Below are 13,981 nucleotides of genomic sequence, written 5' to 3'. Positions count from 1 at the left end.
TCGGTTATGAAAATTCTTTCAGGAAAGTTTAAAGGTAAGAGTTTGGTATCTTTCAAAGACAAATCCGTTAGACCTACCTTGGGTGTTGTGAAAGAGGCCGTATTTAATATTTGCCGTGATGTTGTTCAGAAGTGTTGTTTTCTGGATGCTTTCGCTGGAAGTGGCAGCATGGGTTTTGAGGCTTTGAGTAGAGGTGCAGCCTCAGCAACGTTTATTGATTCGTCCATCAAATCTATAAAAATCATCCGTTCTAATGCCAAGTTATTGCAGACAGAGGATCAGGTAATCGTTCTGAATAAAGATGTGATTGCAGGATTTAGGCGACTGCAGCACCAGGGTAGAAAGTTTCACATAATTTATATGGACCCTCCCTATGTAATTGCGGATACATTTTTGGAGAAAGTGCTTCTTGAGCTAGTGAATACCAATCTCTTAGAAAGTAATGCGAGAATTTTTTTGGAAAAAGCTTCCTCTAAGGAAATTGTAGTTAACGGATTGATTTCAAAAAACCAGCGAAAATTTGGGGATAGTTTTTTATTCGAGTATCAATTGGCAGAAACCGAAAATATCTAGATATAAAAATTTTTATTTCGGAATATGTGGAGAATGAAGAGGTTTCATTTCTTGAGGCTGAGTCACGTGAAGAACAAAAGAATTTTAAGAAGCGTCGCACTAGGTATTGCTTTGTTACTGACGGTTCTTTCGTCTGGATGTTCAAGAGAGAAAAGGGAGATTCTTGTCGGTAGAGATGCTACATGGTTCCCTGTACAGTTTGGTGTGTACAATGCGAACATCAATGCTTTTCTCAATGCTTTAGTTTCGGAAATTAATGAAAGGGAGCACACGAACATAGTATTGGTCAATCAAGATTGGATTCACCTTTTTGAAAATCTCGATGATCGAAAGACTTCAGGGGCTTTCACGTCATTGTATCCTGGGCTAGAGAATCGTTCTAGGTACAGTTTTTCTGAGCCGTTTCTTTTGACGGGACCCGTTTTGGTTGTGCAGGAGAACTCTCCTTACAAAGACATAACGTCTCTGAAGGGCAAAATCATAGGGGTCTACAAATTTGACTCGTCAGCATCAGTGGCTCAGGATATTCCTGGAGCTATCATTTCTGCGTATAAGCACGTTCCAGTAGCTTTAGAATCCTTATCTTCTGGGTGTTACGATGCTTTATTGGTGCCTGTTATAGAAGCATCTTCGCTAGTAGAGAGTGTCTACAAAGGAAGATTGAAAATTATTTCTAAACCTTTGACGGAGGAAGGGCTTCGGATGATCGCTCTTCAAGGTGAAAATGACACTCTCATAGACAGCTTTAATTCCGGGTTGGTGAAGCTACGTCGTCAAGGTAAGTATGACGCTATAAAAAAACAATATCGGTTGCCTTAAGACTTTCATGTTGTCGTTCCAAAGTTCCTTGAGAATATTTGCTCAGGGCGGGTTTGCGTGGAAGTTTGAACAATTGCGTGTAGAGCCGGCATCCAGTGTTGAGATTCAAAAATAGCTGGCACGCGGTGTGCTTTGTAGCCTCTTTCACGTAAAGTAGGGAGGTATTCGTTTTCTATTTCGAAAAGAGTTTCCAGGTGATCCGAAATAAAACCCAGAGGTACTATAGCTACGTGTTTCTTAGGGGATATGAGTGTTTGGCATACTTTTTGTGTGTAAGGCATTAGCCATTTAAAAGGGCCAAAACGGGACTGGAAAGACAACATAGTCGTACTAAAGGGAAAGGCCTTCCTTAAGATGCCGAAAGATTCTAGACATTGGCTGGCATAAGGGTCGCCTTTTTTGGACATGCTCTCAGGTATTCCATGGAAGGAAAATAACAGAACACAATCGTCCTCAGGGATTTTATTCTTTTTGAAGAATTCTTTAAGGTGTGAAATCCAAGTTTGGATAAATGACGAGTGAGATCCGAAGTTAGTAATCCAGCGCCATTTGATATTAGGAAGATGTCTAGATAGGAATTTTATGATACTGCCTGTTACGCAGTAAGTGAAATGGGGAAAGAGGGGAATGCCGATAACTTCTTGGTTAGTTGAATCTCGGAGGTGGGATAGTGTTTCCTGGTGAGTTGAAGGCAAATAACGATGGAAAGGGATAACAGGAGTTTGAAAAGTTCTTTGTAATTGGTGAGCCATTTTCAATGTGTCGCTAGCTATAGGAGAGAACCCTCCTATAGCTTCGTATTGAGGGATAACTTTGGGCGTTCGTTTTTTGGCTATCCATGTAAATAACTTTTTCGTTAACTTCTCGGAGAGGATTTTTCCCGTTACATCAGGATCCGTCAGTAAGCTTGTTAGAAATGGTTCCACTTCGTCTAAAGATCTAGGGCCGCCAAAATTTGCTAAGACATACACCCGGGACATAAACAAGGACCTCAGCTGACTGGGAAAGGAAGAGTTTTCCGCAAGTTTGGATTAAATCAAGTAAGACCTTAAAATTCCATTAAAATTGGTCGAGGTTTTCATGTCGACGTTTGGTCAGACATATCAGGAAAAGGGAACAACTAGCTCTGAAAGTTTTCAGAACGTATTGGAGCCTTTATGTAAAAAAGTTTCCTGTAGGTTGCGTAGATTTTTACATATGCAGAGCGCATACTTGGCAGGTTTTTCCCTTTTAATGGTTCTAGAGATATCGATATTTCTCTACATGTTTTTGTTCTCTGGGAAAACGTTGCTGCCAGCATTTATCCTTTCTTGTTTCTTTCTTTCTTTGTTTGTTTTTCTTGTTATTCGTCTGTATCTTCTTTCTAAAAAAAATGACTTTTATGAGGCTCTTTGCTCTGAGTATCTGGATCAAGCTTTGCAGTGCGCCTCTTTTTCGGGCGTTATTGGTGAACAGTCTAGTATTGCTGTTGCAGCTTCAAAACTGTCTTCTGAGCTACAACATTCGGAATATGATTTGTTTTCTTTTGCTTATAGATACCTTTCAAAATCGTTATTGAGAAAGGTAAGTTGCTTTTGTTTTTGGCAAGATTACTTCAAAATTCGAGAAATGTTGCTGGAAAGGTCGGTGGAGGCTTACCTAAAGGTAGTTCAGACTATTCCCACAAATTTGGAAGCACACGTGGCATTAGCAAATGCGTATGTCACACTGTCGGGCTTATACGCGGATCCGAGAAAGTACCCAGAGTTTGATACGATGTTTTGGGTTCCTTCGAAGAAGTACGATGGAGAAATTGAAGAAAAGTTTTTCTCTGTTGCTAGGAGAGCTATAGAAGAATTTAAAATTTTAAATGAATACGCTCCCGGGAATGCTTGGGTACATTCTCAACTGGCCTACAGCTATCATGACCTGCAGATGCCCCAAGAGGAAATTAAGGAATACGAGATAGTGCTGAAGTTGAAGCCCAAAGATTGTGAGACGATGTTTAAGTTGGGGGTATTGTATTTCCAGCAGGGGATGAACGCTGCAGGACTTAGGATTTATGAAGAATTAAAAAAAATAGATTATAAGAAATCACAAAGTCTTATCAAGTTTTACGGAATCGAGTATAATTAACAGATCATTAATAGGTTATAGTTTTCTTTTTTTGTTTTATGAGCATAAAAGTACAGTCTTTCGTTCCATTGCAGTCTTCGGAGGGCTTTTTCTCTAGAGTGAGTAGTTCTTGGAAGCATTCAATGTCTGCAGGAGCCAGGTATGATGTTGGCTGTGCCTTTGGGATTTTGGGTGTAGTTCTCTTCTTGACAGGAACTGGATTGTTACATGCTACGCGAGTGCCCATTCCGGTATTTTCAGAAAGTTTTTTCAGATGGTGTTGTGGTATAGGTATAGACCCGTTTTGTTTCTCATTAGTGGTTCTTGTTATGGGAGCAATTTTGTTGCTTTGTGGGTTGTATTTATTGCCAAAATTAACTGCAGAATTTGCCATTTAAAATGGTTTTCAGGGCTTCTTAAAGGCTTTTTAGAGAGAAACGATTGTTAAAGTTTGTTGATAGTAAAGATCCTGCATTTAGTAAGATGGGTTTATTTTCTTGCCCAACAAACTTTGCTTCTGTATAATCCGCCGAAACTCATTTGTGACGGCTTTGTGTCGAGGCTCCTGTGTTGAGCTCATCCCTTGTTCGAGGGCCTTGTCGTTACGCATAAAAAGGAGATAATTATGAAAAGAATCGTTTTTGCTGCTTTGGCTCTATCGGCTTTTGCTGCAGCTCCTCAAGTTTTCGGAGACAGCTCCGTTGTTTTCAACGCTGTTACAGACGAAAAAGAATCTTGTGAAGACAACAAAGAAGAAGGCGAAAACGAAGAAAAATCCCCCGAAGAGGGTAACGTTTCTTCTTCTTTTACCTCAAGCAAGTACCCATGGTTAAAGAGCCTCGACAATTGGGTAGGGGTGGAGAAAAATGGATAAAACCTCCATATAGTGTTAGGCAATTGTTTGGTGGGGGTGAGTATCCCCACTAAACTTGCAAGGAAAGCTAAAAGCTTTTTTAAAAATTCCCTTCGACGTGACTCTTCTCCGCTTCCTCTTTTCTGCACCATGCATTAAAAAAAATTGTAACAAAATCTTGAATGTAAATATTTTGAGCTGTAAAAAGCCCAAACGTTTGCGAGCGGGGCGGCTATGTTTTTTATTAGGGAAGCATCTATATGATGAAAAAACACTTTTTTTTCGATAGAGTTTTAAGCATCCTTCTTTTTGGAGCGTTGCTCCTTCTTTATTGGTCTTCAGATCTTTTGGAAAGAGACATTAAGGTTGTGAAAGGGAGCGTGACAGATATCAAATCAGATGTCCGTGATATAGTTTCGCTCATCAAACAAAATCAACTAGACAGTTACAGGTCTTCATCAGGAAATGTTCAGAAAAAAGAGTTATGGAATTTAACCTCTCCCTGTGGTTTTGATGGCAAAAACATAGGGAACCCAAAGCTTCCCAACTTGTTATCCCCAGACCCCTATGTTTCATCTACTCTTCCAGCCCTTTTAGGGGAGAAGTTTCTTCCTAAGGGAGTGTTGCGTTCAGCCAATGTGTGCCGTCCGGATAATCTTAGTCCTTTCAATGGCTTCGAGAACATTGTACGCATGTACGAAATGTGTGTACCTTCCCTGGCTGCTCAGCACGTGGGTAAATACGAGAAGTTTGCTCCTGAGCTAGCTGTCAAAATAGAGGAAAGGCTTTTGGAGGACGGCTCTGGTGATAAGGAATTTCATATTTATCTTCGCCCAGATGTATTTTGGCACCCTATCAATCCCAATTTATTTCCTAAGACCTTTTCTTTACACCCAATGTTTTTTGAGAAGAAGCGTGTTACTGCGGAAGACTTCAAATTTTTCTATGACGTGGTGATGAATCCCTATATTGCTGATATGAGGGCTGTTTCTTTAAGAGCATGTTTCGAAGACATAGTCTCTTTTGTTGTTCACAATGATTTAGAGTTTAGTGTCCGTTGGAAAGCACATGCAGTCCTTGGGGAAGAAGGTCAAGTTACTAATAAAGTCCAGTACGCTGCATTTATCAACACGCTTTGTTTGCAGCCGCTGCCCAGTTTTGTATATAAATATTTTTCCTCAGGAGAAAAAATTATCCCTGAAGATGAGAGTGAGGATACTTATAGGGTCAACTCCGTTTGGGCGCAAAATTTTTCTTCCCATTGGGCATTGAATTATATTGTTAGTTGCGGACCTTACATATTTTCTGGAATGGATAGCGAGCGTATCCGATTTGTAAGAAACCCCGATTATTACAACCCATTGGCTGCTCTTGTTGAAGAAAAAGTAATACTTTTGCGGGACAGCACAGACTCTTTGTTCCAAGATTTTAAAGCTGGGAACATAGATATTGCTTATCTTCCTCCCAACCACAAGGATAATTTAGAATCCTTCATGAAAAGTCCTTCTTACCAGGCTCAAGCAGAGAAAGGCGAAGGGATTCGTATGGTGTCTTCTCTGGATAAGGCCTACTCTTATGTTGGGTGGAATTGTTTTTCTTTATTCTTCCAGGATAGCGATGTTCGTAGGGCTATGAATATGGCCATAGATAGGAATCGCATTATAGATCAAGTGCTTGGAGGACAAGGGTTCACAATTAGTGGTCCCTTCTCTATACATTCTCCGTCTTACAATCATAACGTGCAGGAGTGGCCTTATTCTCCGGAAGAAGCCTCTCGACTCTTGGAGGAGTCTGGATGGATAGATAGGGACGGAGATGGCATTCGAGAGAAAGTGATAGATGGAGTTGTAGTTCCTTTTCAGTTTCGTCTGTGCTATTACGTGAAGAGTGTAACCTCGCGCACTATAGCAGAGTATATTTCCACTGCATGCAAGGAGATAGGTGTTGATTGCAGTCTTTTAGGGCTTGATGTAGCCGACCTTTCCCTTGCTTTTGAAGAAAAAAATTTTGATGCCATCCTGATGGGGTGGTGTTTAGGCCCTCCCCCCGAGGATCCTAGAGCTCTTTGGCATTCTGAGGGAGCTTTAGAGAAGGGCTCCGCGAATGCTGTAGGATTTAAAAATCCGGAAGCAGATGAGATTATAGAAAAGCTAAGCTACGAATATGATAAAGATAAGCGGCTGAAGTTATATCACAGATTTCATGAGATCATTCATGAGGAGGCTCCTTATACTTTCTTGTACTCCAGGAACAGCATACTGCTTTACAGAGACTACGTGAAGAATATTTTTGTTCCTAAAATGCACACGGATTTAATTCCTGAGGCCCAAGATGGCGTTGTGAATCTTTCTATGGCGTGGCTTAGCAAGGAGGAAGGGTGTTTAGGTATATCTTAAAACGACTTCTTTTTTTCCCTATCACATTGTTTTCAATTATCCTGGTTAACTTTGTGATTTTAAATTTAGCTCCGGGGGATGTCCTAGAGGATAAGGCTATTGATGGATCTGGAGAAGCGGGCAAATCTGAAAAGATTCGTGTGTGTAAAGGGCCTGATAGGTATTTGCAGTTTCGTGAGCACTATGGCTTAACTTTACCCATACTTTTTAATGCGCGGCCCTCTATTTCTTTGAAACAGGTACAAGCGGGCATCCACTCCATAATTGATGCTGTCGAAGCTAGCAAAGGTGGTCCAGAGAAAAAGCATAAAGGGGATTCGTTGTCAAAATTGAGGGTGTTCTGGGGGGATAGGGCCAAATTCATTATGCCCATACTGCTTTTTGAAGCTTCCAATAGTTCTGCAAGTCTTTTGTATCGAAATATTGCTGCAGATTTATTCATTCGAGGAGGGCTGCGTCAAGGAATAACAGGTCCGGGATTATCTCCAGAACAAAAAGCTCGTAACAAGGAGATAGCAGAGTCTAACACAAAACTAGTTTCCTTACTCAGTAAAGGGCAAGATACTCTTGAAGATTTGGAATTTAAAGTGTCAGACTTGAAACAGTGGTTCACTGACCAGGGAGGCATAGAGGCTTTTTCTTACAATTCTAAACAAAAATGGAAGGTGTTTTTTTTCGAAACTCGATTTTCTGGGTATTTATCTCGAGTTTTGAAATTAGATTTTGGCACGATGAGAAATGATCCCAATCGTACAGTCCTCGCAGAGGTTTTTTCTCGGATACAATGTTCAATAGTTCTTTCTGTAATGCCTCTGATCGTGGTTTTCGTGCTTTGCCAGATATTTGGTATGATCATGGCGATCAATAGAAATCGTTGGATAGATCACGTTCTCAACGTCGTGTTTTTGGTTTTATTTTCTGTACCTGTTTTTGTTGCTGTTCCTTGGATCATAGATAAATTTGTTATCAATAAGAATATTCCTTTCACGAATATTCCTATGCCATATAGCGGTCTCAAGTCTTCTCCGGATGTTTTTTCTGGACTAACTTCTTTGGGGAAAGTTTTGGATGTAGTTACGCATTGTTTTTTGCCGTTTCTAGCTGTTAGCTATTGGGCTTTGGCTGCTCAGTCCCGTTTAAGTCGCTCTGTATTCCTGGAGATTTTGAATCAAGATTACATTCGGTCCGCATACGCTAGAGGAATTTCCAATGTAGAAATTTATGTTAAGCATGTTGGCCGTAACGCAGCAGCTTCGTTAGTGACATCTTTGGCTTCTTCCCTGGGCTCTATTTTAGGAGGCGCTCTCGTTGTCGAAACGCTCTTCAACATAGATGGGTTTGGTAAGTTCTTTTACCAAGCTATTTTGAATCGAGACCATAATGTGGTTCTTTTTTCTGTGCTTGCAGGATCCACACTATCTTTGCTGGGTTATTTGATTGGCGACATAGCGTATGCTTTTTTAGATCCCCGCGTGCAATTTGATAAGGCGAGGAGGTAGAAGGCATGGGCAAGTTGAACAAAACGACAAGTGTAGATTCTCCACTAAAATCTTTTGTAAGAGCGTATAAGAAAAATTTCTTGGCTTCTCTAGCTTTTAAATTATTTCTGATCATTTCTATTGTAGGCATTTACGCCCCACTTTTTGCTTCAGGTAAGCCTGTTCTTGTTTACTGGAATGGCGAGTATTATTGGCCACTCTTTCGATACTTGTTGTTTAAAGGTTATTACACAAAATCCATAGATATTTTCTTCAATGTACTGATGCTTTCACTGCCTTTTTTTATTCTCTCTTGGAAACTACTACGAGGGAAAATTCGAGGAACAGCGTTAGCTATATTGACAATACTTCATTTGGCTCTGTTTTTTGTCGTGGATGCTGGGTATGTCAAAGATCCTTCTGGGGATGAGCAGTTGAGGTTATTACGATCAACAGGGTTATATGCATCTAAGGAGGTAGAGAGTCATGATGCTTTAGTTATCCTTCCTAAGGAGCTCCGTACCTGGGATTACGAAAAAAGTTTCATGAGCACATACGAAAAGCTAGGTTTGCTGATTCGCTCGTTGTACCGCATCAGACAAGATGCTGCTTTACAAAAGCATTGTGTAGCTTTTGAGGGTAGGACGGGAAAGAAGATGTTGCCGACATTGAGACAAATGGAACTGTATAACGAAAAAACTTGTTTAGAACGTCTGAATGGTAGATTAGAAAAATTGAAGCCGTCTTACGAAGTCGCTTGTGTTGAGTGGGATGTTGCTGTTAACGAGTATCGTCCCTATTTAATGGAGTTGTCAAAAGCCCAACATGACATGAACTTGGCTTTCTATAGGCATGAAGGAGACTTCCACCACCTGCAGTCTCAGTATCAAAAAGTCTCTGATCTTTCTTCTCAGACACAAAAAAAATTAGTCTCCATAAGAAAAGTGCTTGAAGATTATGGTAAACTTCAGGGGTCTGTAGATTTTATTAAGAGTAAACGACTTTGGATTGAAAAAGAGTCTAGCCAGCTAAGAATTTTAATCAATCCCCTCCTAACGGTTTTCCATTGGGAAGAGGATTCAGGCGGATCTAGGGACATGAATAAAATTGTCTCTTGGTGGCAGTTATCACGTATTAATCAAAAAGATCTGTTAGCCTCGTTAATTTTTGGTGTTCGTGTAGCGCTTACCGTAGGAGGAGTAGGAGTTTTATTAGCTCTGTGTATAGGTGTTCCCTTAGGGCTCATTTCGGGGTATTTTGGTGGCAGAATAGACATGCTTTTGTCTCGTTTTACTGAAATATGGGAAACTATGCCTGTATTGTTCATCTTGCTTCTTATCGTGTCTGTTGTAGGGGTGAAGTCCCTATTTCTTGATACAATCATTTTGGGGCTGTTTGGTTGGTCGGGGATTAGTCGATACGTTCGAATGGAGACTCTGAAGCAACGAGAACTTCCCTACGTGTTGTGCGCTAAAAGTATGGGATGTAGCCATCTCCATATTATGTTTAGTCAAATTTTACCAAATGCAATTTTCCCTGTAATTTCTCTTCTTCCATTTTCTATGATGGCAATGATCAGCTGCGAAGCAGGGTTAACTTTTCTAGGACTAGGTGAGGAAACTTCTGCGTCTTGGGGAGCTCTTATGAGAGAAGGAGTAACAGCTTTCCCTGCAGAGAGTCGTATTTTGTGGCCTCCAGCTATAATGTTAACACTGCTGCTTGTCATTATAGCTCTTATTGGAGACGGTGTGCGGGATGCTTTAGATCCAAGACTCAGGGATTAACTAAGTTGCCTGTTTTTTCGAAAGTTTGCAGATTGCTGTAAAAATTCTTAATAGGTTCTGGATAGGATTGCCTGTGGACTCGGTGGCAGGGGATAAACAAGGGAAGAGGATTAGTGTTACAGATAACATCCACTTCGTCGACGCTTATGCCAACATTCGAAGCTATCTCCCTAGACGGAAGACTGTCACCAAAAGGGATGTTAGCAATTAACTTGAAAACAGTTTTCTGTGGGAGAGATAAAGGAATTTTTTCAAAACACTTTGGCAGTTCCTGAGATTTTTTACAGGAGTAATTGATCAGCCAGTCGACAGTTTGAACCATGGGCTGGTGGGCCGAGCTCCCCAAGAAAAGGCAAGCAAACACTGGAGATCTTGTGAGAAAACTCCGCATGGGAGTATGACTATCAAAACGAACCATTACTCGGAGAGGAGGGTGAGCAGACAGCACCAAACCTTGAGAGCACGCTTGGAATAACGTCTTTTTGGTTTGCTTCGAAACAAGTTCTAATTCCGAAGGAGAAGAAAACATTGTTATCCTGCGAGGTTGTTCAACCTTTCAAATTTAGCTTTCGTTACAACTTTGCCATGATGATACCATTCCTTTTTGGAAACATCCCCGGCGTATATTTTCCTTACTCCGTGCAAATTATTATTTTTCCAAGAAACCTCTTCTGCTATAGCTTCACTTTCGTTGTAACGGAGTTCCAGTCCTTCTTTACATCCTTTGACATAAGAAATTTCAGCAACTTTGCACCCATTCTTGAACACTGTCGTCATGCCGTCTTGATATCCATAGCGCCATTCTTCAATCGTATTCGGAATGCCACCTATCAAGTAGGTTAGGCGTAATCCATGTGGGCAGCCATTGACATAGTGTACGATAGATTCAGGATCTCTGTTAGAATAAAAAGTAATACACTTTATTAATTCTCCGTCTCTAAAAACTTCTTCTGTTAGTAAGGCATTGTCATTGGAAAAAGAAGAGCGTATTCCAGTTCCTTGAGAAATAGAAGAGGTATATTTGCCATTCTTTGAGGAATAAAATCCTTCCACAATTTTTCCTCCGGAGACTGTTTCGATAAAATAAGGTGTCGTAATAGTGTCGGCTTCATTGCCTTCAGACCACAAGGAAGTTACGTGGGATCCATCTTCTTTAAAAACTTCCTCTCGAGCAGGCAGCCCGTTTACAAAAAAGGTTTTTATAGATAGGAGTCTGCCCATGTCATAGGTTTTTATTTGGGCTACAGTTTCACTATGGGGGAAAGTGACAGTCACTTCCCCATGATACGCCCCAGAGGAGTATACTTCATGAATAACGGAACCATCTTTTAATACTTTTGTAACAGTCCCATCCCTACCTCTTCTTACCCATTCTTGTTTTGAAACAATGATCCCGTAGTTGTTACGGTATGTTTCTTTCATAATCAAAGAATCTTTAGACGCTCCAAGGGCAGATGGGGATGAGAAGGACAAGCCAAGTAACAAAACGAGTAATAAACGCATAATCTTCTAAATTCTATAAAGTTATTCTCTCTCAAGTTGTTGGTATAACGAGGTAACGAGTAAATTATACTCTTCATCAACTTCTTGATTAGACAAGGTTTTTGTATTTCCTCGGAAAGTTAATCGCAAGGAAATATTTCTGACATTGCTATCAATATCCTTACTATCACGATATATACTGACAACGGTGACACTTTCAAGCCATTTAGAGTTCAGAGATAAAAGTTTTTTTACCAAAGTAGACGCCAGAATCCTATCAGGAACTGTAAGGGTGATGTCTCTGAATGACGAAGGGAAAGGAAGAACGGGCTTGTAAAGCGCGGGTTCTTTGGGCGATAATTTCAAAAGTTTATCTAAAACAATCTCGGCAAAAAACACAGGTTGAGAAATGCTCAGGTTTCTTAAGTGTTTAGGATGGACCGTACCGAGGATTCCCAATTCATTCTTTCTTAGTTTTAGAACTCCTTGTTGAAAAGGATGGAAAAGAGGGGAATCAGACGGCTCCACATCCAACAATCCGTTGATGCCAAGATCTGCTAGTAGTTTTTCTACTAACCCCTTCATAGAGAAAAAAGATAGTTCTTTGCTGGAGGGTATCCAAGAGTTAGGAGAGGCTTCTCCGCCTAGAACTAGACCTAAAACTTCTCGTTCCTGGTAACGTTCGTCGATTTTGTTATAAATTTTTCCAATTTCGAATCCTCTAAAGAAGGGATGGCGACGATTGAATGCTCTAGCCGCACACGATAGTAATCCGGGAAACAACGAAGGTCTCAGTAGTAATGTACTTTTTGAGCCTGACAGGTGAACATTTGATATTGCTTCTGGACAAAGATGAGTGAAAGAAGGATCCAAAAGATCCTCCGTGTAAAATTCCAGTAACCCGAATCCTGTCAGAGATTGCACAAGTTGACGGGCTAAAGAATAACTAGGGGGATAAGCCCCGCGTACCCTTGAGGAAGTGATAGTCTTTTGCGAGGGGGCAATAGCTTCAAAACCTATAGAACGAAAAAGTTCTTCCACTAAATCCGCTTCGTTTGAGATGTCATGACGGTAAGAAGGGACTTCGATAACAAGTTTATCTTCTTCTTTTTTAACAACTTGAAACCCTAAGCTTTCTAGCTTTGAAGAACATTCTTTTTGGTCAAGATTGATTCCTAACAGGCGGTTGGCCTGAGAAGCTCTTAGATGTACAAACCTAGCTTCGTAAGGGGCATTTTCCAACACATAGACATGTCGCACTTTAGCTTGGGGAAAGATGTCCAGGATAAGATGGATTGCTGCGTAGAGAGATGGCAACACATTCTTTGGGTCGATTCCTCTTGAGAATCTGTAACTAGCCTCTGTTTGTAACCCTGTTGAAGCTATGGTTGCACCAACTGCCTTCGGGGAAAAATAGGCCGCCTCGAGGACGATGGAGTCTGTAGACTCCTGTACGGAGGAAGATTTACAACCGATGACCCCAGCGACAGCGAGAATTTTTTCATTGTCTCTGACAACAAGGGTAGATTCGGGTAGAGATATTTCTTCGTTTTGCAACGTTGTCACGTTGTGTGTAGTATCTAATCTTGAGACAGACAAGGAATCTGCGTCGACGAATCTTTGATCGTAAGCATGTAGAGGTTGTCCCAACCCGAGCATAACGTAGTTAGTGATGTCTACGATTGCATTGATAGGTTTTTGTCCTAACTTAATTAAAGTTTCTTGAAGTCCCTTAGGGGAGGGCATGTTAGTAACACCCGTAATTTCCGCGTAAGCAAAGAGCGGACAAGCCTCCTCATCCACACGTTCAAAAGAGGGGCAGAGCAAGGTTGGGAAAGGAGAAAAATTCCATTCTTGAGGGATTGCTAACTTCTTTCCAGAGGCAAAGGCCATTTCTCTAGCCACCCCCAAAAGAGAGGCGCAGTGCCCTAGGTTTGGAGTAAGGGACAGTTCAAGACAGACATCCCCTAATATTGTGGAGAGGTCTTCTCCGAGCAAAGTGCTGTTAGGTAGTTCTAAGATTCCATCAGAACTATCGTCAGTGATGCCCAATTCTGCAGTAGAACAGCACATGCCGAAGGACTCTACACCGCGGATTTTGGATTTTTTTATTTTATAAGGTTCTCCCTCAGGCGAAACTAAGACAGCGCCTACCCTTGCAAAGGCAGTGACAATTCCTTCCCGGCAGTTAGGAGCGCCACATACGACCTGAATAGTATTCTCCCCGTCATAGATCATCGCTACTCGTAGTTTTTCCGCGTTAGGGTGCGGCTGAACGTCTAAAATTTTGACAGCAACAACATCAGAGAAGGATTTTTCACGATTTTCTGATATGGTGACCTCTATGCCGATGGCATCGCAGGCACGGAGGATTTCTTTCAGAGAGATAGGGGAGCTAAAGTAGCGTTGTAATGCCTGTAGAGGGATGAGCATAGCCTGCAAACGTTTTTGATAGGAGATTTTACGAGAGAGAATGTATAGTGGCAAGAGTTTTAATGTTTC

At 41.1% G+C, this 13,981-nt stretch carries 12 protein-coding genes; 8 read left to right on the top strand and 4 right to left on the bottom strand.

Annotated features, from left to right (window positions below):
• The first annotated feature begins 6 nt into the window (after nucleotides 1–6).
• On the top strand, nucleotides 7–573 hold the full coding sequence (rsmD, locus tag KJA62_RS03985; RefSeq protein WP_213318719.1) for a 16S rRNA (guanine(966)-N(2))-methyltransferase RsmD: 567 nt from the start codon (nucleotides 7–9) through the stop codon (nucleotides 571–573).
• A gap of 33 nt (nucleotides 574–606) precedes the next feature.
• On the top strand, nucleotides 607–1,392 hold the full coding sequence (locus KJA62_RS03980; RefSeq protein WP_213318718.1) for a transporter substrate-binding domain-containing protein: 786 nt from the start codon (nucleotides 607–609) through the stop codon (nucleotides 1,390–1,392).
• A 5-nt stretch (nucleotides 1,393–1,397) separates the two neighbouring features.
• On the opposite strand, the gene hemH is transcribed toward KJA62_RS03980, so the two are convergent.
• Nucleotides 1,398–2,372 (bottom strand): ferrochelatase, encoded by a 975-nt coding sequence (gene hemH, locus KJA62_RS03975; protein ID WP_213318717.1) that lies wholly within the window; start codon nucleotides 2,370–2,372, stop codon nucleotides 1,398–1,400.
• Nucleotides 2,373–2,472: 100 nt separating this feature from the next.
• Here hemH and KJA62_RS03970 point away from each other — a divergent pair, with 100 nt between their 5' ends.
• From KJA62_RS03970 to KJA62_RS03945, 6 genes are all read left to right on the top strand, one after another.
• Entirely contained in the window at nucleotides 2,473–3,507 is a 1,035-nt protein-coding gene (locus tag KJA62_RS03970) for a tetratricopeptide repeat protein (RefSeq protein ID WP_213318716.1), read from the top strand.
• Nucleotides 3,508–3,545: 38 nt separating this feature from the next.
• Nucleotides 3,546–3,884 (top strand): hypothetical protein, encoded by a 339-nt coding sequence (locus KJA62_RS03965; protein ID WP_213318715.1) that lies wholly within the window; start codon nucleotides 3,546–3,548, stop codon nucleotides 3,882–3,884.
• Between the two features lie 227 nt (nucleotides 3,885–4,111).
• The gene (locus KJA62_RS03960; RefSeq protein ID WP_213318714.1) at nucleotides 4,112–4,360 is read left to right on the top strand and encodes a hypothetical protein; all 249 of its coding nucleotides are present in this window, start codon (nucleotides 4,112–4,114) and stop codon (nucleotides 4,358–4,360) included.
• A gap of 242 nt (nucleotides 4,361–4,602) precedes the next feature.
• Complete coding sequence (locus KJA62_RS03955) at nucleotides 4,603–6,735, top strand: ABC transporter substrate-binding protein (protein WP_213318970.1); 2,133 nt, start codon at nucleotides 4,603–4,605, stop codon at nucleotides 6,733–6,735.
• On the top strand, nucleotides 6,717–8,234 hold the full coding sequence (locus tag KJA62_RS03950) for an ABC transporter permease (protein ID WP_213318713.1): 1,518 nt from the start codon (nucleotides 6,717–6,719) through the stop codon (nucleotides 8,232–8,234). The genes KJA62_RS03955 and KJA62_RS03950 overlap by 19 nt, the downstream gene beginning before the upstream one ends.
• Before the next feature lie 5 nt (nucleotides 8,235–8,239).
• On the top strand, nucleotides 8,240–9,997 hold the full coding sequence (locus tag KJA62_RS03945) for an ABC transporter permease (RefSeq protein WP_213318712.1): 1,758 nt from the start codon (nucleotides 8,240–8,242) through the stop codon (nucleotides 9,995–9,997).
• Here the strand turns inward: KJA62_RS03945 and KJA62_RS03940 are convergent.
• From KJA62_RS03940 to pheT, 3 genes are read right to left on the bottom strand one after another with little or no spacing between them, the layout of a single operon-like run.
• Nucleotides 9,987–10,526, bottom strand: coding sequence for an MGMT family protein (locus tag KJA62_RS03940; RefSeq protein ID WP_213318711.1), 540 nt, complete (start codon nucleotides 10,524–10,526; stop codon nucleotides 9,987–9,989). The genes KJA62_RS03945 and KJA62_RS03940 overlap by 11 nt on opposite strands.
• A gap of 2 nt (nucleotides 10,527–10,528) precedes the next feature.
• Nucleotides 10,529–11,500 carry a toxin-antitoxin system YwqK family antitoxin gene (locus KJA62_RS03935; protein ID WP_213318710.1) on the bottom strand — a complete coding sequence of 324 codons (972 nt, stop codon included), beginning with the start codon at nucleotides 11,498–11,500 and terminating at the stop codon, nucleotides 10,529–10,531.
• Between the two features lie 21 nt (nucleotides 11,501–11,521).
• Entirely contained in the window at nucleotides 11,522–13,912 is a 2,391-nt protein-coding gene (gene pheT / locus KJA62_RS03930; RefSeq protein ID WP_213318709.1) for a phenylalanine--tRNA ligase subunit beta, read from the bottom strand.
• Nucleotides 13,913–13,981: the final 69 nt, after the last annotated feature.

The sequence above is a fragment of the Chlamydiifrater volucris genome (assembly GCF_902806995.1).
GTDB classification, from domain to species: domain Bacteria; phylum Chlamydiota; class Chlamydiia; order Chlamydiales; family Chlamydiaceae; genus Chlamydiifrater; species Chlamydiifrater volucris.
The sequence above is the reverse complement of the archived record's forward strand: the minus strand, read 5'-3'. Positions and strand labels throughout refer to the sequence as shown.

Coding starts and splice junctions, on each gene's coding strand:
- rsmD (WP_213318719.1), top strand. CDS start 7: ATGAAAATTCTTTCAGGAAAGTTTAAAGGTAAGAGTTTGGTATCTTTC.
- KJA62_RS03980 (WP_213318718.1), top strand. CDS start 607: ATGAAGAGGTTTCATTTCTTGAGGCTGAGTCACGTGAAGAACAAAAGA.
- hemH (WP_213318717.1), bottom strand. CDS start 2,372: ATGTCCCGGGTGTATGTCTTAGCAAATTTTGGCGGCCCTAGATCTTTA.
- KJA62_RS03970 (WP_213318716.1), top strand. CDS start 2,473: ATGTCGACGTTTGGTCAGACATATCAGGAAAAGGGAACAACTAGCTCT.
- KJA62_RS03965 (WP_213318715.1), top strand. CDS start 3,546: ATGAGCATAAAAGTACAGTCTTTCGTTCCATTGCAGTCTTCGGAGGGC.
- KJA62_RS03960 (WP_213318714.1), top strand. CDS start 4,112: ATGAAAAGAATCGTTTTTGCTGCTTTGGCTCTATCGGCTTTTGCTGCA.
- KJA62_RS03955 (WP_213318970.1), top strand. CDS start 4,603: ATGAAAAAACACTTTTTTTTCGATAGAGTTTTAAGCATCCTTCTTTTT.
- KJA62_RS03945 (WP_213318712.1), top strand. CDS start 8,240: ATGGGCAAGTTGAACAAAACGACAAGTGTAGATTCTCCACTAAAATCT.
- KJA62_RS03940 (WP_213318711.1), bottom strand. CDS start 10,526: ATGTTTTCTTCTCCTTCGGAATTAGAACTTGTTTCGAAGCAAACCAAA.
- KJA62_RS03935 (WP_213318710.1), bottom strand. CDS start 11,500: ATGCGTTTATTACTCGTTTTGTTACTTGGCTTGTCCTTCTCATCCCCA.
- pheT (WP_213318709.1), bottom strand. CDS start 13,912: ATGCTCATCCCTCTACAGGCATTACAACGCTACTTTAGCTCCCCTATC.